The sequence below is a fragment of the Pseudorhodoplanes sp. genome (genome assembly GCF_050250235.1).
Classification (GTDB): Bacteria; Pseudomonadota; Alphaproteobacteria; order Rhizobiales; family Xanthobacteraceae; genus Pseudorhodoplanes.
In genome coordinates, this window is sequence record NZ_JBFWPA010000110.1 from 1 (window position 1) to 22088 (window position 22088).

17 protein-coding genes and 2 pseudogenes are annotated in these 22088 nt (G+C 59.1%); 4 read left to right on the top strand and 15 right to left on the bottom strand.

Annotation, left to right across the window (positions count from 1 at the left end; genetic code table 11):
* Positions 1 to 1273 precede the first annotated feature (1273 nt).
* From AB7F49_RS30010 to AB7F49_RS30075, 14 genes and pseudogenes are all read right to left on the bottom strand, one after another.
* Positions 1274 to 2083: a hypothetical protein gene (locus AB7F49_RS30010; RefSeq protein WP_428529298.1), complete on the bottom strand. Its 810-nt coding sequence runs from the start codon at positions 2081 to 2083 to the stop codon at positions 1274 to 1276.
* Positions 2084 to 2089: 6 nt separating this feature from the next.
* A complete protein-coding gene (locus tag AB7F49_RS30015; protein WP_428529300.1) occupies positions 2090 to 2914 on the bottom strand; it encodes a hypothetical protein in 825 nt (274 codons plus the stop codon).
* Positions 2911 to 3651, bottom strand: coding sequence for an ABC transporter ATP-binding protein (locus tag AB7F49_RS30020; protein WP_428529302.1), 741 nt, complete (start codon positions 3649 to 3651; stop codon positions 2911 to 2913). Before AB7F49_RS30020 ends, AB7F49_RS30015 begins: the two co-directional genes overlap by 4 nt.
* Before the next feature lie 64 nt (positions 3652 to 3715).
* Positions 3716 to 4159 (bottom strand): PTS sugar transporter subunit IIA, encoded by a 444-nt coding sequence (locus tag AB7F49_RS30025; RefSeq protein ID WP_428529304.1) that lies wholly within the window; start codon positions 4157 to 4159, stop codon positions 3716 to 3718.
* 45 nt (positions 4160 to 4204) lie between these two features.
* Complete coding sequence (locus AB7F49_RS30030) at positions 4205 to 4894, bottom strand: response regulator (protein ID WP_428529306.1); 690 nt, start codon at positions 4892 to 4894, stop codon at positions 4205 to 4207.
* Positions 4891 to 7614, bottom strand: a complete 2724-nt coding sequence (locus AB7F49_RS30035; protein WP_428529308.1) for a DUF4118 domain-containing protein — start codon at positions 7612 to 7614, stop codon at positions 4891 to 4893. Before AB7F49_RS30035 ends, AB7F49_RS30030 begins: the two co-directional genes overlap by 4 nt.
* Positions 7615 to 7646: 32 nt before the next feature.
* The gene (locus AB7F49_RS30040) at positions 7647 to 8249 is read right to left on the bottom strand and encodes a K(+)-transporting ATPase subunit C (protein ID WP_428529310.1); all 603 of its coding nucleotides are present in this window, start codon (positions 8247 to 8249) and stop codon (positions 7647 to 7649) included.
* Positions 8250 to 8259: 10 nt separating this feature from the next.
* Complete coding sequence (gene kdpB / locus AB7F49_RS30045; RefSeq protein ID WP_428529312.1) at positions 8260 to 10374, bottom strand: potassium-transporting ATPase subunit KdpB; 2115 nt, start codon at positions 10372 to 10374, stop codon at positions 8260 to 8262.
* Positions 10375 to 10399: 25 nt separating this feature from the next.
* A complete protein-coding gene (gene kdpA / locus AB7F49_RS30050; RefSeq protein WP_428529314.1) occupies positions 10400 to 12103 on the bottom strand; it encodes a potassium-transporting ATPase subunit KdpA in 1704 nt (567 codons plus the stop codon).
* 12 nt (positions 12104 to 12115) lie between these two features.
* Complete coding sequence (locus tag AB7F49_RS30055; RefSeq protein ID WP_428529316.1) at positions 12116 to 12220, bottom strand: K(+)-transporting ATPase subunit F; 105 nt, start codon at positions 12218 to 12220, stop codon at positions 12116 to 12118.
* 1340 nt (positions 12221 to 13560) lie between these two features.
* Positions 13561 to 13740, bottom strand: coding sequence for a DUF6527 family protein (locus AB7F49_RS30060; RefSeq protein ID WP_428529329.1), 180 nt, complete (start codon positions 13738 to 13740; stop codon positions 13561 to 13563).
* 191 nt (positions 13741 to 13931) lie between these two features.
* The gene (locus AB7F49_RS30065) at positions 13932 to 15347 is read right to left on the bottom strand and encodes a ThiF family adenylyltransferase (RefSeq protein WP_428529318.1); all 1416 of its coding nucleotides are present in this window, start codon (positions 15345 to 15347) and stop codon (positions 13932 to 13934) included.
* Positions 15344 to 15745 (bottom strand): annotated as a pseudogene (locus tag AB7F49_RS30070) (E2/UBC family protein). Before AB7F49_RS30070 ends, AB7F49_RS30065 begins: the two are co-directional and overlap by 4 nt.
* Positions 15746 to 15748: 3 nt before the next feature.
* A complete protein-coding gene (locus AB7F49_RS30075) occupies positions 15749 to 16090 on the bottom strand; it encodes a multiubiquitin domain-containing protein (protein ID WP_428529319.1) in 342 nt (113 codons plus the stop codon).
* Between the two features lie 161 nt (positions 16091 to 16251).
* Here AB7F49_RS30075 and AB7F49_RS30080 point away from each other — a divergent pair, with 161 nt between their 5' ends.
* The 4 genes and pseudogenes from AB7F49_RS30080 to AB7F49_RS30095 all read left to right on the top strand — a co-directional run.
* Positions 16252 to 16644 (top strand): helix-turn-helix domain-containing protein, encoded by a 393-nt coding sequence (locus AB7F49_RS30080; RefSeq protein ID WP_428529321.1) that lies wholly within the window; start codon positions 16252 to 16254, stop codon positions 16642 to 16644.
* Positions 16631 to 17572: an ImmA/IrrE family metallo-endopeptidase gene (locus AB7F49_RS30085; protein ID WP_428529323.1), complete on the top strand. Its 942-nt coding sequence runs from the start codon at positions 16631 to 16633 to the stop codon at positions 17570 to 17572. Before AB7F49_RS30080 ends, AB7F49_RS30085 begins: the two co-directional genes overlap by 14 nt.
* A gap of 288 nt (positions 17573 to 17860) precedes the next feature.
* Positions 17861 to 18397, top strand: a complete 537-nt coding sequence (locus AB7F49_RS30090) for a hypothetical protein (protein ID WP_428529325.1) — start codon at positions 17861 to 17863, stop codon at positions 18395 to 18397.
* 39 nt (positions 18398 to 18436) lie between these two features.
* Positions 18437 to 19087 (top strand): annotated as a pseudogene (locus AB7F49_RS30095) (AbiV family abortive infection protein); the annotation flags it as partial.
* A 71-nt stretch (positions 19088 to 19158) separates the two neighbouring features.
* On the opposite strand, the gene AB7F49_RS30100 reads toward AB7F49_RS30095, so the two are convergent.
* Positions 19159 to 20910, bottom strand: coding sequence for a metallophosphoesterase (locus AB7F49_RS30100; RefSeq protein WP_428529327.1), 1752 nt, complete (start codon positions 20908 to 20910; stop codon positions 19159 to 19161).
* Positions 20911 to 22088: the final 1178 nt, after the last annotated feature.

The window sequence follows — 22088 nt, forward strand, 5'->3', positions numbered from 1 at the left end:
TGCTCTTCCGATCTAGAGTTTTTAGGAAACAACCCTCGGTACGGTTTGAGTTTTTTGCGCTGTGAAATTCTCTGTTAGACCGCGTAAGCGTCTTTTCGAAGCGACGTGGTGGCAGCTCAGACGCCAATTCTCCGCCGGCATTTTGCGTGGTCCGGTTCGCGGCCGTGTGGCGCGCTAAAAGCACTCCAAACCGAAGCTTGTGATCCGAACAGCAACCGTCTCGTCGCGCGTTCGACAGAGCGGCGCTTCTCGATACTGGCGCGCTCGACAAAAGTCGCCATTCATGGTCCGGCCGAAGAAATCGCTGCGGACTTCCGTCGGACGGACAACGCATGCTGTTGCTGAGGATGAAAAAGCTAGCGCGCCATTCTCAATGTGGTGCCGAGTGGTTAGCGGATCGTGCGATGGATGCGGGGTAGCAAGTCACATCAGGCGTCCGCGTATATAGGCCTGTCGCATGCGATGTTCGAGGATGGAGGGGGCGAAGACGCTGAGGCGCTGATCGCAGAATGGCTTCCGGGCTATGATCGTTCCGGCATCCTGCATGGCCATATTGCATGGGATGCCGCGCTCTCTGCGCTAGAGCGAGACGATCCACAGCGTGCGCTCAAAATCTACGCCGAGCACGTTCAGCCTTCCGTTACGCGAGGTATGCCGATCAATGTGGTCAGTGACACAGTCTCTGGCTGTTCTGCCTTGGCACCTTCTTCGGTGGCGCATATGCCGCGGTCGTGCTCTCGTTTCGCTTCGCGGCCGCCAGGCGGGCCAGCACGGTTACGTCTCGCGCGGAATCGTCGCGCGGACGCGCCCGATCAATTGTCGTCAGATTTGCCGGTGAACCCCGCCCCACTGTCACGCCCCTTACTTCCCAAGCGTTTCGGCATGACGGCGTGGGTGGGGCGAGAAGTCGAGACAACTGTCTCCGCCGTCCGCAAATAAAGCCGTTGACTTCCCCGCATGCAGACGCTCGAGGCCGAGAGCGAGAATCCGGCCGATTTCGGCGAAACGTTCCACTGAAGTCATGCGCGCAGGATCAAGCGCATTCGGGCCGGCAGCACTTGTTCGCATTGGCGAAAGAGATCGTCCGCAAAATTGATCTTGGTTGCGAACGTAAAGCGCAACTGGGGGGCCGCCCAATCAGAATCGGCGAGCCGTCGCAGCGGCGAGAAAACAAAGGAAATCGAGCGAACCCAGTGTTGCCCGTGTTGAGCTGAATCGACCGTCGAGACTCGCCTCTGAGCAACGTCTCACGATCACCGGCAACCGGCCACCCTCATGCGATATCTCGGCGCTCGATCTGCCGCGCCGCCGCGCCGATGAGCATGACGCCTGCGCCGCATAGGGCGATCGCGATGATCGCCCCCCAGCGGGCACTGAACTCCGGATGCCAAACCAACGTGTTCGGAAAGACGGCGGTGGCGCGCAGCATCGGCGCACCCTCGAATACGTCGGGTCGGTACATGTAGATGACGCCCGGAAGGATCGACGCTAACAGGGGAATGAAAGCCACGACCAGAGCGGAGTAGGTGTCGCGAACTGCAAGAATTGCGAGATTTACAATTGCGAGCAGGCAAACCGTCCAGCCCAGAACTGCCGCCGCGGCACCAAAATAGACCAGCAATGGAAATTTGAGCCCGGCAGCAATTAGCGCTAGCCAATGCGCGATAGCAGAAAGCACCCCCAAGCCGAGCACGATGATCACGATGGGGATAATGCGCGCCAGCATGTAGTCGCGCCGGGAGAGCGGTTTAGATAGGTACAAGTCGAGGTAACGCTCCTCCAGTGGCACGACGTAGATGGCGAGAATGTCGAATGACCCGACCCAGTAAACGAAGAAGAATAATCCCGTCAGATCGTTTGCGACCACGATCTCCGGCCAGTCCGGCAGCTGGAAGATGCGCTCGAAGAAGCGATGAACGCTTTCAGGGAACTGCGGGAGCCAAAACGCAAGCGCGACTCCCATCAGTGAGGTCGCAATCAACGCGAGCGCGTGGCGGGCGGTGAGGATTCGGCTGGTCTCAAGGCGCAGAAGAGTCTTGAGCGGCGTCGAAGAGGGGATGATTTCCAGCTTATCGACCGCCACCACAACTCATTCTCCTTGTAGCGAGCGCGTCGCGCGCTGCCGCCCTAGCAGCCAGAAGCCGAGATTAAAGACGATCAACAGCAGCACCGGGAGCGCCACGTCGCCGGCTCGAATGTGCCCGATGCTCCCGATAAGGAACACGCCATCGAAGAATGGATTGACGAAGCTGACAGTGCGATAGGCGGGATAATAGAAGCCTAAGAAAGCTATACCGACGAGGACTCCAAGAACCGCGACGCTGACTAGCATGCCGGTAAGCCGACGCTCGAAGAAGGTCGCCACGGCGCCCGCAAAACTGGCTGAAAAGATCGCAGCGAAAAGGTGAACGGCGCTCAGCGCAGTAACATCGACGACATCGAAACCGTCCACGCGCCACGGGAACGTCACGGCAGCGACGAGGCAGGCCGCCAAATAAAACGTCGCGAGGGCAGAGCCCGCAGCCGCAAGCTTGATGGTGTAGTAGGTCTGTGGGCTGACCGGCTTCGCGGCGAACAGATCGAGAGTGCCGTGGGCGCGTTCATCGGCGATGATACCGCCGGCAAGGGCTGGCCCTAAGATGATTGCCAGCTTGTTCATCGCCGCATCGACCCACATGAACAAGAGCAACTTGCCATGTGCGTCTTCCCTGCCAAGCCAGTCCTCGATGAACCCAAGCAGTTCGGGCGGGGGCTTCGCCATCAGGAAAGGCAAAGCCACGACTGCGTAAGCGATGACAGCCCAGATAAGCCAAGCCAAGCGGCTCCGCATGATGCGCAGGTACTCCTGCATAAGGAATGCCCGCAGGCCGTAACGTGGGATCAACGAAATGCCGTATGTTGTAGCGAGCGTCATCCGGCGCCTTTGACCAGAGACAGATAGAGATCGTCCATTTGATCCGTACCGTGCGTGCGCCTCAGTTCGGCGAGATCGCCATACGCGATCAAGCGCCCATAGTGGAGAACGGCAACACGCGCGCAAACGCGTTCGATGTCGTTGAGGATGTGGGTTGAAAAGAGGATGGTCACGCCGTTCTCCTGCGCCAAACTCGTGATCAATTCGAGCGTATCGCGTCGGCCCATCGGATCGAGTCCGGATGTGGGCTCATCCAGAAGCAGAACACGGGGGGAGTTAAGCAGTGCCTGCGCCAGTCCGACCTTCTGAGTCATGCCCGACGAGAAGGTACCCAAACGGCGATCAGCGGCGTCGGAGAGCTCGAATTGCATCAGGAGTTCATCGATACGCTTCTCAAGACCCTTGCCGCTGAAGCCAAACATGGCACCGATGTAGCGCAGGAACTGGCGAGCGGTCATTTCTCGCGGCAAAGCGTAATCGCCTGGCAAGAATCCAGTCACGCGGCGAACAGATAGGCTCTCCTCGACGATGTCGTGGCCCAGGACAGTCGCGCGTCCGCTGGTCGGCCGCAAAAGGCCCATCAGCATGCGGAGCGTGGTCGTCTTGCCTGCTCCGTTATGGCCCATGAAGCCAAACACCTCGCCGCGACGGACAGCAAAGGTGATGTCATCGACCGCTGTTGTGGCTGTGAAGACCTTCGAAAGGCCTTTCGTTTCGACCGCGGGGCCATCCTTCATCGCGGTACGTCCATCTTGGCCATCGCGAAAGCCACCAACCAACTTCTGCAGGCTGTTTCAATCTTCAAAACATCATCGCACGGTAGAAACTCGCCGCATCCGGGGCGCGACGCAGATCGCGAACCGAATTTGATTCCCTAAGTCGACGAGCTACAGCCGCCAGCGCATTAAGTTGCTCGCCCGCAGGTGTCGCAGGCAACAGTAGCAGGAAAACGATATCGACTGGCTCGCCGTCGATTGAGTTGAAGTCAATAGGTTTGCGCAGCCGGGCCAGGATCCCGAAAGGCTCCTTCAAATCCTGGATGCGGGCATGCGGAATTGCCACGCCGCCTCCGATCCCGGTCGAGCCGAGTTCCTCGCGTTTGAAAATATCGGTGGTGATACGCTGCGCATCGATCTTGAGAACCGTCGCCGCCCGAGTGCAAAGGTCCTTCAGTAGACGCGTCTTATCGGATGCGCGGACGTTTAAGATCGCATCGTCGGGTGAAAGAAAGCTACTGATATCCATGGCTTTTCAGCTCGTTCACGGAAACACGCCGCGACGGGATGGTGTTTAGTCAGGCGCGCGCAGCCGGTATCCGATACCCGTTTCCGTGAGAATGTACTGTGGCCGCTCCGGATCAGCCTCGATCTTCTGTCTGAGTTGCCGGACGTACACCCTGAGATACTGCGCGTCCGTCAGTTCGTCCCAAAGCTCGCCGAGCAGGAATTTATGCGTCAGGACCTTCCCGGCGTGCTGCACGAGCGTGCGCAAGAGCTCGTACTCCTTCGGAGACAACTTCACCTCCTTGTCACCCACTTTGACGATGCGGCGCACAAGGTCGACCGACAGATCGCCAACCCGAAAGATCGGCCGCTCCCCATGAACCTGCAGCTGATGGCGTAATGCCGCGCGCATGCGCGCGAGCAGCTCTTCCATTCCGAACGGCTTGGTCACATAGTCGTCGGCACCGAAGTCCAAGGCCTGCACCTTGCCGGCTTCATCCCCCCGGCTCGAAAGCACGACAATCGGCACGCCCTCGCTCCGCGCCCGGATCATTCGCAAGAGCTCCATCCCCTGCATATCTGGCAGCCCGAGATCGAGAATGATCAGGCCCGGCTTTTCATCCAGCATCTCCAGAGCCATCCTGCCATTCGACGCCTCGACGACCTCGTAACCTTGCGTGCTCAAGCCCATGCGTAGGAGCTTGCGGATCGGAGGTTCGTCGTCGATGACGAGCACACGAAGAGGAGCGGCGCTCATGCGGCCGTATCCAATTGCTTCGCCTCCGCCGGGATTGGCAGCTTGATGGAAAATACCGCGCCCTTCCGATCGGTCCGATTGGCCGCAGTAATCGTACCGCGCATGGCCTCCACAAAGCCGCGGGAAATCGCCAGCCCCAACCCAGTGCCGGCCCGTACCTGGTCGGCCTTCTGCGCGCGATAGAACTTGTCAAAGATGCGCTCCAGTTCCGCAGGCGGGATGCCATCGCCCTCATCGAGGATTTGCAAGCAGATGAAATTCTCGTTGCGCCAAGCCTGCACCCTGATGGTCGAGCCGGCCGAGGCGAATTTGGCTGCATTGTCTAGGAGATTGAATAGAACCTGCTCGAACAGAACGGCATCGAGTTCGACCATTGGTAGGTCGGCCTCGAGGTCCAGCTCGACTTGGTGAGCGGCCAATATGCGGCTCGCGCGTCGTAGCGAGCTTCCGACAACCTCCCCGATGTCTAGAAACGCGACGTTCGGGATGATTGCTCCAGATTCGAGCTTGGTCATATCCAGCAGGTTTGCGATGAACCGATTGAGCCGCTCCGATTCATCGATGATCGTCCCTAACAGTTCGACTTTCTCTGCCTCCGACAGCTTACCCCCAAGATCACGCAGCGTTCCCGCCGCTCCAAGCACGGCAGCAAGCGGCGTCTTCAAGTCGTGGGATATTGAGGTAAGCAGCGCGGATCGGAGGCGCTCCGTCTCAACCGTGCGCTTGACCTGATCCATGTCTTCGACCAGGTGCACGCGCTCGATTGCAAGTGCGCCCTGGTCTATCAAAGCATCGAGCAAGCGCCGTTCGTCGGGAGTAAGGATCGGGCCAGGTTTGTCGCTATCGATGCCCACGACACCGATGGTGCCGCGTCCGGTGCGTATCGGCACGAACAGGCGCTTCGCCCCCGGCAGGGTATCCGAACCGCGGCCGGCCGGCCGATCGTTCTGCCAAGCCCACTTGGCGGCGGCTAGATCAGCTTCGTCGAGAGTGTCTTCCGGCGGGTAGCCGGCTCGCACAGAAATCGAGCCGTTGTACGGAAGCAACAGGACGACGCGCACTTTGAGCATCAGCGCGGTCTGGTAAGCCGTGGCCCAAAGGACATCATCGAGTGTGCCGACACTGGCAAGCTTGCGACTGAAGGTGTAGAGCGACTCCGTGGCCCGCGCTCGCGCCATTGCGGAAACGGCTTGAATTCGAGCCCGCGCAGCAACGTTCGAAACGACAATCGCGACAAGCGTGAAGAATACGACCGCGATAACGTCGGTCGTGTGACTAATTTCGAACGTGTAATACGGCTCGGTGAAAAAGAAATTATAGCAAAGGGCTGAAGCTACGCTGGAAAGGAGCGACGGCCGCAAACCGAAGCGTACGGCGATGCCGACGATTGCCATGAGAAACACCAGGTCGATGTTCTCTCGCCCAATCCACGGCCACAACAGTTCGCCGACACCGATAGCGCCGGCAACAGCGACAGAAGAGTACATGTACGCACGTGGATCGAAGGTGGATGGTCTCTCGGCGGTTCGGACCATCTTCTTTGGGATTGCTTCGGCTTCGATTTCCTCTCCGGCAATGACATGGACGCTGATATTGCCGGCCCGACGAACGAGATCGTGCACCACGGAGCCGTGTAGAATTTCGAACCAGCGCGTGCGTGTGGATTTCCCGATGACAATCTGCGTGATGTTGTTCGCATGCGCAAACCCGATCACGTCGTCAGCCACTCGGCGATCTCCGCCTGGAATTGTGACGGGGTCTCCCCCTAGCGCTTGCGCCAGCCGGAGGGTGTCGGCAATGCGATCCCGTTCTTCCTCATTTAGCTGCGCGCTCCGTCGCGTCTCGATGTAGAGCGCCGTCCACGCCGCGTGCAGACGATCGGCGAGCCGCTTGGTGTGACGTACAAGCCCAGAGGCCCGTGGGTCCTCGCTGATGCAGACGAGAATGCGTTCGCCAGCGGCCCACGGTCCCGAAATGGCATGGGCCTGCATATGCGTGAGCAGTTGTTCATCGACCCGATCGGCCGTCCGCCTAAGAGCGAGCTCGCGAAGCGCGGTCAGATTGCCTGGCGAGAAATAATGCTCCAGCGCACGCTCAGCCTGCTTCGGAACGTAGACCTTTCCCTCTTTCAGCCGCTGAATCAGATCATCCGGTGTCAAATCGACGAGCTTGATCTCGTCGGCACGATCGAGGAGCGAATCCGGAACCGTCTCGCGAACGCGCACGCGCGTGATCTGCGCGACAACATCGTTTAGGCTTTCGATGTGCTGGATGTTGACGGTGGTGTAAACGTCGACGCCATTGCCCAGGAGTTCTTCGACGTCGAGGTACCGCTTCGGGTGACGGCACCCTGGCGCATTGGTATGAGCCAGCTCATCAACAAGAGCAATTTGCGGCCGGCGCGCAATGATGGCATCGAGGTCCATCTCCTCAAGCGCGCGTCCTTTATATTGGATGCGCCGCCGATGAATGGTCTCCAGCCCTTCGAGGAGCGCCTCGGTCTCCTTGCGCCCGTGCGTCTCGACGACGCCGACGACAACGTCCACGCCGTCGCGCTTTCTCGCGCGGGCCGACTGCAGCATTTCGTAGGTCTTGCCGACCCCAGGCGCCGCACCAACGAAGACCTTGAGCTTGCCTTGGCGGCTCTCCTCGCGCCGGGCAGCCTCTAGAAGCGCTTCCGGAGACGGTCGTTGATCGGGGTCGCGTCGCTGATCGGCCATAAGCTGCAACCGCGGAAATGTTCAGGACGGCGTCACGGCGCCGCGCGATCCAAGGCCAAGTTTAGGGCGAGGACGTTCACGCGAGGCTCGCCAAGGATGCCGAACAAGCGGCCTTCCAAATGGTCGGCAATAAGCTGCCGCACCCGATCCTCCGACAGATTGCGCGCCTTCGCCACGCGCGGCACCTGGAACAACGCGGCCTCGGGCGAGATGTGAGGATCGAGCCCCCCACCAGAGGTCGTTACCAGGTCGATCGGCACCGGGCTTGTTGGATTCTCCTCCTTGAGCTTTGCCACGTCCGCCCGAACCCGCTCTATAAGCGATTTGCTCGTGGGTCCCAGGTTCGAGCCGCCTGAATTTGCTGCATTATAAGGCGCTGGGACCGTCTTCGTGGAGTCGTTCGGATCGGGCGCCGTAGTCGCGGAAGGTCGGCCGTGGAAGTAACGGTCACTCGTGAAGTCCTGGCCGATCAGCGCCGAACCGACGATCCTCCCGTCCCTTTCCAGAATGCTGCCGTTCGCCTGACTAGGAAATACAACCTGGGCGATGCCCGTGATCGCGAGCGGATATGCAAGCCCGACGATGACCGTGAAGGCGGCGATGAGAACAATAGCCGGGCGGAATTCTCTCAGCATGACGTTTTCCTCAGGCAAGCTGCAGGGCAACGACCGCAAGGTCGATCACCTTGATTCCAATGAACGGAATGATGATGCCGCCGAGGCCATAGATCAGAAGATTGCGCCGCAGCAGCGGACCAGCGCCGATCGGCCGGTAGGCGACGCCTTTCAGCGCCAGCGGTATCAGCGCGATGATAATGAGCGCATTGAAAATGATGGCCGACAGGATCGCGCTCTGCGGGCTTGCAAGCTCCATGATGTTGAGTACTTGGAGCTGCGGATAGAAGGCGACGAACATCGCGGGAATGATCGCAAAGTATTTCGCAACGTCGTTCGCGATTGAAAACGTGGTCAGCGCCCCGCGCGTCATGAGCAGCTGTTTGCCGATTTCGACCACCTCGATCAGCTTGGTCGGGTTGGAATCGAGGTCGACCATGTTTCCGGCCTCGCGCGCGGCGACTGTGCCGGTGTTCATGGCGACGCCGACATCCGCTTGCGCGAGCGCCGGTGCATCATTGGTGCCGTCGCCACACATCGCCACAAGCTTGCCGTTGGCCTGCTCGTTACGGATCAGACGCAATTTTTCCTCGGGCGTGGCCTGCGCCAGAAAATCGTCGACGCCGGCCTCGGTAGCGATTGCGGCAGCGGTCATTGGGTTATCGCCGGTAATCATGACCGTGCGAATTCCCATCCGGCGCAGTTCGGCAAAGCGTTCGCGGATGCCGCCCTTCACAATGTCCTTAAGATGGACCACCCCTAGAAGGCGGCCGTCTTTGGCAACCGCGAGAGGCGTCCCGCCCGATTTCGCAATCTCGTCCGCGATGGCATTGATTTCGCGAACGGTCTCCGCGCTGACCGCGGGCTGGAGGGCGCGCACCGCACCGGTCGGCCCAACCGCCCCGGACGGCGCATTGAGGTAATTAAGGATCGCATCGACTGCGCCTTTGCGGACCCAGGAATTTCCGACTTCCATGCCGCTCATCCGGCTCTGGGCCGTGAACGGAATGAAGTTGCCGCGCAAATCAGCAAGTTCGCGACCACGGATGCCGTATTTCTCTTTTGCAAGCACGACGATCGAGCGACCTTCTGGCGTTTCGTCCGCAAGCGAAGCAAGCTGCGCGGCATCTGCCAGTTCCTGTTCAGTGGCGCCGCGCACCGGCCGAAATTCAGTCGCCTGCCGATTGCCGAGCGTAATAGTCCCCGTCTTGTCGAGGAGAAGGGTGTCCACGTCGCCAGCTGCCTCTACAGCGCGCCCCGACATCGCGAGCACGTTGAAACGAACGAGGCGGTCCATGCCAGCAATGCCGATCGCCGACAGGAGTGCGCCGATGGTGGTCGGGATCAGGGTGACGAATAGCGCAACCAACACCACGATCGAGATCGTGCCACCCGCATAGGCCGTATAGCTCGGGATGGTCGCAGTCGCGAAGACGAAGATAATCGTCATCCCGGCGAGCAGGATGTTGAGCGCGATTTCGTTCGGCGTCTTCTGCCGTTCGGCGCCTTCGACGAGGCGGATCATGCGGTCAAGGAACGTCGATCCGGGTGCCGCGGTCACGCGGACCCGAATCCAGTCCGACAGCACCTGCGTTCCACCCGTGACTGCCGAACGGTCGCCCCCGGATTCCCGAATGACGGGCGCCGATTCGCCGGTGATCGTGGCCTCGTTGACCGAGGCAATGCCCTCGATCACTTCACCGTCCGACGGGATGATGTCACCCGCTTCGACAAGCACGGTGTCGCCGACCTTGAGCGATGTCCCCGGCACAAGTTCGTAATTCCTCCGGTCGGCGCCGGTCAGCAGCTTTGCCTGGGTTTCGGTGCGCTGACGCCGGAGTGCATCGGCTTGTGCTTTGCCGCGCCCCTCCGCAATGGCTTCAGCAAAATTGGCGAACAGCACCGTAAACCACAGCCAAAGGACGATCTGGAATTCGAATGCAAGATGTTGCGCGCCCGTCACGAGATCTCGAACCAGGATGACCGTGGTCAGCGCAGTCACGATTTCGAGCACGAACATTATGGGATTCTTGATCAGCGCTCGCGGATCGAGCTTGGCAAATGCCGAGCCCATCGCCGGCAAGACGATGCTTGTGTGGAGCAGCGCGGAGGTCGGTGCCTGCTTGCGCAGCTTGGCGGTTTCCATGGGAATAGCTCCGGGATGAATCTCGTTAGAACAAGGTGCCGGCGCCCATCGCCAAGTGTTCGACGATTGGGCCGAGAGCGAGCGCCGGGAAGAAGGTGAGACCGCCGATGATGAGGACGACGCCGACGAGCAGCCCGATGAAGAGTGCCCCAGCCGTCGGAAAGGTGCCGGTCGAGGCTGGGACTGTCTTCTTCTCTGCGAGCGAACCCGCAATCGCCATGGCCGGAACGATCATCCAGAAGCGACCAACCAGCATCGCGATCGCGCCGGTCGTGTTGTAGAAGAGAGTGTTTCCGCTGAGGCCCGCAAAGGCGGAGCCGTTATTCCCGGTCTGCGAGCTGTAGGCGTAGAGCATCTCCGAGAAGCCATGCGGGCCGGCATTGTTCGTGGACGCCACGGCGGACGGCATGACCGCGGCGACGGCGGTCCAGCCGAGGATCATCGGCGGCAGGATCAAGATCGCCAGCATCGCCATCTTCACTTCGCGCGCCTCGATTTTCTTACCGACATATTCGGGCGTGCGGCCCACCATCAGCCCGGCGACAAAAATCGTGATCACAACAAAAAGAAGCATGCCATAAAGGCCGGCGCCCACGCCGCCGCCGACGATCTCGCCAAGCTGCATGTTGATGAGCGGAATCATGCCGCCGAGCGCGGTGAATGAATCATGCATCGCATTTACGGCACCGCAGGAGGCGGCAGTGGTGATCACTGCAAAGAGGGCGGAAGCAGCGATGCCGAAGCGGACCTCCTTGCCCTCCATGTTGCCGCCGGTGAGGCCGAGGGCCGTGAATGCGTCATTGCCGTGCGCTTCCGCCCAATAGGCGACCGCGACGCCAGCAACGAAGAGAACACCCATCGCCGCCAGGATGGTCCAGCCTTGGCGCTCATTGCCCACCATTCGTCCGAAAACGTTCGTCAGCGCCGCGCTAATCGCGAAGATCGAGATCATCTGCACGAAATTCGACAGCGCGGTGGGATTCTCGAACGGGTGCGTCGCGTTGGAATTGAAGAAGCCGCCACCATTGGTGCCCAGCATCTTGATCGCAACCTGCGAGGCAACCGGCCCGACCGCGATCGTCTGCTTTGCGCCCTCCAGCGTCGTCGCCTCGACGTACGGCCCAATAGTTTGCGGCATGCCCTGCGCCACCAGGAAAAGGGCGTAAACGATACAAATGGGCAGGAGCACGTAGAGCGTACAGCGGGTGAGATCGGCCCAGAAATTCCCGATAGTGCGCATCGATGCGCGCGCAAACCCACGGATGACGGCGACTGCGAGAACAATTCCGGTAGCAGCCGACACGAAGTTCTGGGTCGTGAGGCCAATCATCTGGCTGAGATAACTCAGCGTGCTTTCGCCGCCGTAGTTCTGCCAGTTGGTATTTGTTGTGAAGCTGATCGCCGTGTTGAACGCTAGGTCGGCGGAGACCGCGGACTGGTCGGCTGGATTGAACGGGAGAGCACTCTGCAGCCGAAGGATTGCGTAGAGTAACGCGAAGCCTGCGGCATTGAAGAGCAGCATAGCAATCGTGTAGGTGGTCCAATGCTGCTCGCGCCCGGGATCAACCCCGGCGAGCCGGTACATCGTGGTTTCGAGAGGGCGCAGCACCGGCGAGAGAAACGTGCTTTCCCCATTGAACACGCGCGTCATATACCAGCCGAGCGGCTTCACCGACGCGAGTACGATTGCGCAGTAGAGGGTGATCTGAACCCAGCCGACGACGGTCATGGTACGGCTCCTTTAGAAGCGCTCAGGCCGCAGTAGCGCGTACGTCAAGTAGACGAGCAGTACCGCCGTCACGATCGCGGCAAGTGAGTAGTCGATGATCATCGGTTGGGCCCTCATAGACGATCGCACGCGAAGGCGTAGCCGACGGACAAGGCGAAAAAGCCGATCCCAATGACGAGCATGGCAATGTCGAGCATTGCAGAACTCCTACGGTTTCCTCTTGGAGGCGAGTGCCTAGTCCCGTCGAGCGAAGTCGTTGTTCGAGTGCCAGCTACGTGACACTGATCGCATAGTCTTTCGAGGCGGACGCGGGACGTTCCTTATAGGAATTTCATAAAGACGCGCGGCCGCGCGCCTTGGCCGCGCAGTTGTCCGACGTTTGACGCAAATCTGCCGGTCGTAGCCCGCAACCCCACATGAAAATACTTATGAGATCGGCGCTCCATCTTTATGAAATTCGAATATCGTGGCGATCCCCCTTGACGTTGTGAGCGCTATTATGGACGCTCGGCAATTGGTGCGGAATCACGGTCGGGCGCGTCGATGCCTCAATGGCTTCCATCGTGGTGCGGTAGCCGGTGTGAGAGCATAAGTGGAGTGCCGGAAAGATCTGCCTGACTCCGAAGCCGCACTTCGAAGATTTTTGCGATGTACCAATTTTCCGAACTGCACAACAAAGCGTACTTAGTTGTGCGGTTGATGGGCGCCTCACGATACTAGTCGGTCGACCCGGAATGCCTACCGGCGGGGACATCTAAAGACAATTCGATGCCTTGCAGACATCCGTTGGCGCGCCGGCGCGGAGAAGTGGACCTGCCGGACGACCACCTGATCGGCATCTCCCGCTGGGAGGTGTCGAGGCAGAGCTTGTGCAGGAGCCCCGCATCGGGACTTGGGGGTTGGCCGCCACAGCATCGCGCAGCGCGTGCGTACGACGAGCCGTGAGCTCTATCACAAGGCGGTCGGGCAATGGCTTGATGCCGTCATCCTCCACGTCCGGCTGACCGCCAACCGCAATAACAGCCCGGCGCACCGATGGCGTGTCGGGAGCAGCTCTGTCTGTCTCCGATGAGTCAGCTTCTCCGCTTACGCCCTCAACCGACGCCTCATCCCGCACGGAACCGCTGTCGATCAGCAACTGCCGTCGCCGTCGAAGGCGCCGGTGCGGGTGACGTCACCAGGGTCGAGGATATGTGGCCAGTCTCGAATGCCAACGGTGCCTTCTCGATCTCGCCGAGGCGGATGTCAACGTCGTCGGGAAGTTCGTCGGCGTCCTGATAGAAGAATGGTGCACAACAATCCCACTCGATACCCCATCTGCACACTCGATCACGATCCATCATTTTTAGGCAGTGATTGAGCGTGATTCTTAGCCCCTTCAATCGCAATAGCCGCAAGCGTGCCACATCGGCTCTGACATGCGCACGGCGTTTGCATACAGCTGCGGCGACGTTCGATTAGCACCATACGACGCGGCCATTTCGAAACCAAAAATGCGAGCCGCAGTCCTTCTTCCTCCACACTGAGGGATGGAGAGTGGCAGTCCCGTCGTCATGGCGCGTAACACGCCAGCAAGGACGTTCATCGGGGAGAAGATTCATATGTAAAACAGATTGGCAACCGCACGGGCAAATCATTGCTGCCTGCTCTTGGAAGCCATCTTCCTCGACGATGTAGAGAGTCCGGCGCTTCAATTGCTTGGGAAGCGTGTCTACGACCAACAACGTTGCATACGGCGGGACGATCCAATTATGGATATGGCAGTATGCACAACGCAGAAACCTATCTGCACGCCGATATGCATTAACCAGAACCCGCCGAAATCGGTTCACGCCTTTCGCCTTTCCGCAAGCTCGAGGAGTCCCAGGAGTGGCGCAGTATCGCCGAAGCCTACCTTTGCTCCCAAGATGTCGCAGATTCCCTCTTCGGGGTCGTAGATGAGTTCCATACTCGCCAAGCTAAACGTGACGGCGGCATAGGCGCCGTTCGGCTCCTCACGGTAGGGATGCAGGCGCGCGAGCATTTCGTTTACGGCAAGGGCCGAGGCGAACATGTTGACGCTGATGACCGCGGGCCGGTGCCCGGCAATGCCCCTGATGTAGCCATCCTCGACCTGCCGGTTGTGAGCTGTCGGGTCGTTGCGGCGCAGACCGGCGGCGGCAACATCGCTCATCGTAAAGAGGCCTCGGCTAACCAGGCTCGAACGTCCGGGACGCAAATAGTTCACGGTACCGCAAACTTCACGGATGTGGGCCCAGCCGTCGAAATCCTTGGTCGCGTCCAGGCGTACGCCGATATCGAAGTAGGGAATCGAATAGTAGGACGCGATAGCGTTAAGAAGATACCGCCCATCAACCGTGTCCATGCATCCGAAGATGATGTCGCACTGAGCGACTTCGCGGATAACGTCAGGGTTCCACAGGTTTTTCTTTATAGGGATGAATCGGGTGCCGAGATCGGTACGCTCAACCGCATCAGCAAGAACGTCGACCTTGGGACGCTTTTGCTTCACGTCATCCATGGTGGAGTTCAGGATGCGGTTGACGTTGCGCTCTTCCATGTGGTCGTCATCGACGCTGACAATCACGGCCGCGCCCAATCTCATGAGCTGTTCAACCGTCGGGCTGCCGGTCCCCGACGCGCCGATCACCGCAAAGGACAGGCGGCGGAGTCGTTCGATCGTACCCTTATCGAATGCTTGCGCATGTGACGCGACGAAGTTCGGCAGTTCGATACTGCCCGCGTCCGCATACCAAAAGTGGAGATCGTCTCCCGCTACGCTGATGCAATGAATCGGATCGAAGCCGCCGGCCGCGTTCAAGACGCGCCCAAACATTTGGCCGTCCGGCAGCATCACGGCGCTGCCGTGTGGCACATCCGCTTCGACCCACCCGCGGATCATTGGCATCAGTCGTTCGTCGCCCTTATCGTCCGTCATCGAGAAGGCGGCGTAGCCGCCGGGGTGGCTGTGAACCTTGACGACCGTCAGCGCTTCGGCGGCCGCCCGGTCGAGCATCGGCGCGATGTAGTCCGGCGGCCAGGTCACGCGCATCGGCGTCCGCTCGGAACAGCCTTCATAGGGAATGCCATGAATCTCGCGCACGACCAGCCTATGGGTGCGATCGCCTGCGCGGCTGCCGCACAGTAGGATCGCGACGGCCTCGTTCCCGTCGCCGGGGAAGAGGAAGCTCTTTAAGTGCTCGTGCTGGTCGCCCGAGAAGGCCAGGGTGACGGGGGCGTTCATTTCTCGAACTCCCGGTCAAGCCAGTCTTCGATCAAGATGACATGCGTCCCGATGTGATCGCGCCCGATCTTCCACGGGTTCGCGCCCGTGCGGTGGCGGGACTAGCGCTGGTAGGTCTTTCCGTCGAGTTGCTGCTGCGCCTCGGTCGCCCCGATCTTCTTTCCGTCCACGCGCGCGAGCGCGGGAAAGAAGTACACCATGTTGAGTTCGGTGTTGGGGTAGCCGGTCTCGATGCGAATGGCGGCCGTCACGGTGGCGTGGTTGTATCCGCGCGGTGCCGGGAAATCGTGGATGAGGACCCACTGTGAGCCATCCACGATCGTTTCCCACGGCAGGCCGTATTCGTCGAGAAATTCCCGGTCGATGGGCAGCAAGTCAAACTGACGACGGAGGGTCATCGCTTAGCCCTCTGTCTGGTCGCGCGGCAGCGCCTTGAACTTCTCCACGCCGGCGTGGCGGAGATCGACCTTTTCGTCGAGCCCGACCTTCTTGGGCTTCTCGCCCGCAAGCTTGACGCGGAGCGTGTAATTCTCGGGGGGCAGCAGGCCCGCGAGGGTCAGGACGGCGCGGCCCGTCGGGTTCGGATCATGGACCACGAACGGATCGCCGTTCACACGGATGCGATAACCCTTCGAGAGCGGGGGGCGCTTGCCCAGCTTGGCGTACTCTTCGAGATCGATGATCTCGTCGAGGACCTCTTCCACGCCGGGGTCGGCCCTCCTGTCTTCAAAGTTGTCCGTCATTTTGATGTTCTCCATATTGGACGTACCCGGGCACCCTGCCCTTCGATAGTTCCAACATGACATAGCGCGCTAAGAACATCAAGCACCTTCTTTGCGCGCTTGACGTCCAACGATTGGTCCGCTAGAATCGCAACAGAAACAACAACTTGCAGGAGCAATCCATGCTGGCCCCGACCGATGAAAGGAACACATCGAAAAGGACACTCGGTCAGTATCTCGCGTCGATTCGCGTGGATCGAAAGATGAGCCTGCGCGACGTCGAGGAAGCCACGAGCAAGCAGGTTTCAAACGCGTATCTGTCCCAGATCGAAAACGACAAGATCAAAAAGCCATCGCCGAACATTCTGCATGCGCTCGCCGAACTCTACGCCATCAGCTTCGAGAACCTGATGGACATGGCCGGGTACATATCCGGGACCAAGCGCGCCAATACCGAGCGGCACGGACGTATCGCGACCTTCGCCGAGCATAATCTGTCGGCCGAGGAAGAGACCGAGATGCTCCAATACCTTCAATTCATGCGCACGAGGAAGAAGCCGGGTGACAAAAGCTGACGATAGCAGCCTCGATCCCGAAGATCGTCGCGCGGTCGAGGAGCGAGCACGGCAGCTCCTCGACCGCGCAAGCGCATGGGACAGATTCCCCGTGCCACTCGAAGATATCCTCGCCGCGGCAAATGTGCGTGTCGCGCAAACCAGCCTTTTCGATCCCATTGCCGTCATGGAATACTTGGCGGGCAAGGCGATTCAAACTGCAACCATCGTTAAATCCGCGCTTGGCAAGCTTTTCGGCCTCTACGACTCCGCCGAAACGCTCATCCATATCGATGACAGCGCCATCAAGTCGAAATCCAAGAAGGTCTTCCTGACGCTCCACGAAACCGCGCATCACGATCTTCCCGTGCATAAGCGCATGTTTCGCTTTTTCCAGGACAGCGAACAACATCTCGATCCCGAAATCTCGGACCAGTTTGAACGCGAGGCGAACAACTTTGCCCGGTTCGCCTTGTTCAAGGGCGACACTTATGCGCGATATGCCGCTGACTGTAAGTTCGACATCAAGACACCGATCACGCTCGCTAAGAAATTCGGCGCATCTAACTATGCTTCAGCACGAGAATTTGCCCGCACTCACCATCGCGCCTGCGTAGTATATATCCTCGAACCTATCGAGATCGTTGTGGGTCACGGCGCACGGGCTACCGTCCGTCGCATCGAACCCTCGCCTTCTTTCATCGTTCAGTTTGGCAAGCCTACGGACACGGTCATAACAACCGATCATTGCCTTGGCCGTATTCTTCCGATCGGTCGAAAGATGACACGCCCCACAACCGTCTCAATGAAGGATCGCAACGGCGTTCCTCACGAGTGCGTGGCGGAGGCTTTCGACACGACGCACAATGTCATTATTCTACTTTATCCGGTGAAAGCACTTGGCAAGCCGACAATCATCCTTCCGCCGGGCTTCAAAAAAGTCGTTTAGCCGGCACGATTCAGGCCGCGACAGAACGATTCGGATATTGCGCAGTTTGAGGCTCGCCGCGCGCAGCTCCGGAGAGTTTTCAGGCAGAGGCTGTAAAGGCGCCGATTACGGGGTCATCCAATGTGGTGCGACAATCTCCCGGGAAAATCATGGACAAGCCTCTGGTCAGGCTACGTGTTGTGCGGAGGGGACTGTCCCGGCATTCGCAGGATTGACGCGTCTTGCCCCGCGTGCGGTTCCGACCCGTTCGATACTTCGCCCTACATCAGGACCATAAATGATGAGCGGATGGTCATCCATCCCACTTTTGCGGGTGCTGAAGGTCGCTATGAGGACTACATCTATCTCCAGATGCTCCAGCGCGAGTGGGAACGGCCAACGGCCGAGTTTGAACGCTTCTCGCACTTCGCAGATTCGGAACGTCCATCCGCTCGGGCGGCTTTAGTGCTGCTGTTCTGGGGCTACTTCGAGACTCGTATCGAACGGCTTCACCGAACCGCGATGCGCGGGCGTCCACAACGAGTTTTAGATGACCAGCTTCGGCGTCACTCCGGCATCGGGAGCCGCCTCTACGACCTGTACAAAATATTCTTTGGGACGAACTATTTCGAAGATCTTCGAGTGCACGGATTTTCGGTAGTTGCCGATTTACTAGAAGACATCCACGAACGTAGAAACGAGTTCACTCACGGAAAGCCGCAGGCGATCAACGACGCGACGGTGAATGCACTCGTCGAGAACCTCAAAGGTGAACACGAGGCTTGGATCGCGGTGTACAACAGACGAGTAAGGTCCCAAGATGACCGGGGCGCTTTCGAGGGTTGATCGCCGGTTCCTCAGCACTCTTGTGCGCGGCGCCGAAAAGCGTTCGACAACGCCGAGCAACTCTATTTTGAGGCAGAAATTCTGGCAAAGGCTGGTGCCACGGCGCGAGCACTTTGCCTTCATCAAATTTCGCTCGAGGAATGCTCGAAGATCGAGAACATCGGCGCATGAGCAACCAGCTTACTGTCTGGCCTTCCGGTGGATCAGAATAAAGTTCTTGCCTCATTCCGACGTCATTCCGCCAAGAACAAGAGCAATGCATACATGCTGGAGGGGTCGCAGGCGGAGAAAGACGCCAAGGCACGCGGCAATTGGAAAGCTATGCGCGAAGAATTCAAAAAGCTGCAGATGGAATTTCATGAGGCGTCGAATGATGCGAAAAATGGGTCCTTATATGTAGACTGGCAGGACGGGGAGTTTGTTTCGCCAAGCGAGCAGATTACTCCGGAAATGCTCGCACAGATCCTCGAAAGGAATCAGACCTTTCTCGGGTGCGCCTTCAACAGCTTGAAAATGCTCAGGCGCCTAGACAACTCTCCCGACGATTTGCGGGATTCGGTTGTTGAATTTATTGCAGAGGCAGAGAGAATGCGCGCCGAGAAGCCCAAAGATCTTATGGCTGCAGGCAACGAACTCGTCCAAAAGTTCCTGGATGCAGGATTGAAGAGACTCAAAAGCAACCGCGACTAAGTCAAGATGGTAAGTCGCTTCTTGCTTTATCAGCTATCCCGAACAGTATGGCGCATATCCATCGCAGCAGGTCAAAGCGGCGTGGTCGCGCTCGTCAACACCTTCTCGATGAGATGCGGCTCCAGCGGCTTGGTCGGCACAAAGACCGGCTCGTCGGGATTCCTTCTGCTGTCGGGTCCCAGCTTGGACTTGGTGTTGTCTATCCAGTCGTCGCGGTGCGGAACGTCCTTCAATCCGATGGCATAGACCTCGGCGGTTTCCCCCTTGATGTGAATCCGCAGGAAGTTGTTGTAGCCGCCCAACCGGAATGAGCTGAACGAGTCGTTGCGGTTCATCCGGAAGCAGAGGCTGGTGAACAGCATGTTGAGGCCGAAGATCGTGCTCCCCAGCACGAAGCCGACAACACCCATTTGCACGAGCAGTGTCAGGAGCCAGACCCAGACGCTGTACCATTCGCCCTCTAGGACTGGGTGCGCTTCGTTCCAGGCAGCAAAGAACCGCGCAAACCAGATGACTGCAGCCACATGGGCGAGCGTGTGTAGCGCGCTGGTAATCAGAACCGATGTGCGCCGCGACTTTTCCTGGTTGATGGTGTAGCCCATGATGGCTGCTCCAAAGACCAGTGTGAGGATGATGTACGAGTCCCACTGGTCGCGGAAGGTGATGCCGATGCCGGCTAGCCAATAGACAATGCCCATCAGTAACGAAAAATCCCAGTTCGTGGCGGCGAACCACAGATTCCGCCACGTCAGCCACCAGCTCGTTCGCTTGGACGGATAGCAGGCGTCCTGCGGCGGCTCTCCCTCTTTTGCGGGCTGGATCTTGGCAAGCTCAAGCTTGCGCTCCCCGCTCCACGTTATCTTCACCGTCGGCTCGAGCTGATGCGTGGGATGTAGGAACGCGCCCCCACCGCCTGAGGTGATGAACTGGGTACCGTCCGCCGCAACATAGCGGCTGTAGTGATGCGTATCGCCAGAGATGAGAAGCGGTATCTGGAAGTCCTTGTCGGCATCCATCGCGATGCGAATGACGAATCCCATGATGCCCCAGGATTTGTTCGCCGTGTCGGTGTAGAGCCATCCCGGCTCGGCGGTACACAGGATGATCTTCGCTTTCGCGGGCATGCGTTTCGCGATCACCGCGAAATAATCCGCCTGCGGCTGGTCGAGGTTATCCGCAAGCTGGATGTCGGCTGCCCAGAGCCACCAGTCATCGGTCAACTGAAGCGCGAAATAGCTTCGGCGCTGGCGGGTTCGCCAGCCGCCGATGTGCCAGCACTTCTCGCGGCAGAAGAAGGCAAGGAAATGCACTAGGCCGTCGTACCAATCGTGATTGCCGGGGATGGCATAGACCGGCACACCGCCGTCTGATTTCCGGTCGTGGTCAGGAAACGCCCAGGCATACGGCTGGCGCAGCTGGTTGCGATAGGCTTCGGCCGTCGCGGCGGGATAGACCTGATCGCCGCCAAAAATGAGCGTCTGCCCACGTGGCAGCTTGAGGTCACCAAGCTGCAGTTCTTTCCGCGCAAGCAGCGATGCGACCGCGAGTGTGCTATCGAGGCCGTCGCCCAGGTCGGCGACGAAGTCGATCCAGACCTCGCCGCTCTTGTCGGGATCAAGCTCGTCCTTGAGCTCTTGCGCCCGCCGCATGTGTTCTTCGGGCGGCACCGTATCGAGCGCCGCGACCATCAGCCGACGGTCGGCGTACTGGCCGAACATCGATGACGAAGCGACATTGTTCAGGAGTTTCGCGAGCAGCACCGGATTGAACCAGTGGGTCATCTTGGGGAATGTCTTGTAGTCATCCAAAGGTTTGACAGGCATTTCCAAATCTCCAGGCCCAAAATCAAACAATACAGATTCGGTCGCACCGAAAGGATTGACGAGCGCCAGACGAGGCGGTCGACCATCGAACCAATGTAGTTGATTCGTGACTAGAAGGGCCTTTCAGGACGGGTATCGAAACGTTCCTTGCTCATGCTGTCTCTCCTTTGCTGGCGGCGCTTGGCCTTGCCGACGACCGGAGAGACGGAGAGAGGCGCGCGCCGCATCCGAAGGGCACGCTTGCGCGAGGGCTTGGCCCTTGCGGCGAGCGGCTGTCTCCGTCAGGTCAGCCCAAGTGCAAAGCCCCGCGCCCCCATCGGGGACACGGGGAAGGACAGTGAGTGTTCAGCTTGATTCTGAGGAAAGCGAACGCGGTTAACCCTCATTGGATTTCAAACGGAAAGCCTGTCCGGCGAACTCAAGTCGCACAAGCTGACAGTTCTGCGCGGACGGTCGAAATTCATTCCATACAAGAGCGGATGATCGGCCCACTCAATGTCGGATGTTAACTTGGGCCGGGCTGCATTCTGCCGGTCATTCACTGCAGATCACCTGGGCGTCCACACCGACGGTTTGCTTGAGGAACGCCAAACCCGCTCCGAGAACCAGCTGCCGGTCGTGGGACATACCCTTGCGACTGACGCCTGGTTGCACGATAACAATTTCGAACGAAATCGGCTTACTCCGGGCAGATTTGGCAATCCAGACTAAACGGAAATTTTAGTCTGGGGTCGCTTCAGAGCGTTTTGGAAATTAGTCGCGTATCCAGGGTGTTAGATAGCACGCCCGAACAGATTCGAACTCCTGATTCCCCGATTCGTATTTTAAAGGTCCGCACTCTGAAGGCCGTTCATTTTTCTGAACTGCACAACTAATTGCTCCTTGTTGTGCAGTATCACCCGCTTGGTATCAGCGCGGGTAGCATGGCGGCTGCTCGCCCTTGCCTCGCAGAAATTGGGCGAAGGTAGGCGTAGTTTTTGTCGGCCGATCTCGTGCCGACAGCCAGCAACCGTCGTTGGAAGTGGCGTGAACGATCAACACCGATCTAGAACGATCAACTCCGATCTAACTGTCAAGACGCCCAAGCTTGGGCGTAACGTTGCCGAGTTGCGTCAAGAGGAAGTAGGGCAGCGGTTGGATGCGAATAGATAAAGAGAAAACGTGACCTAGCCGTTCAT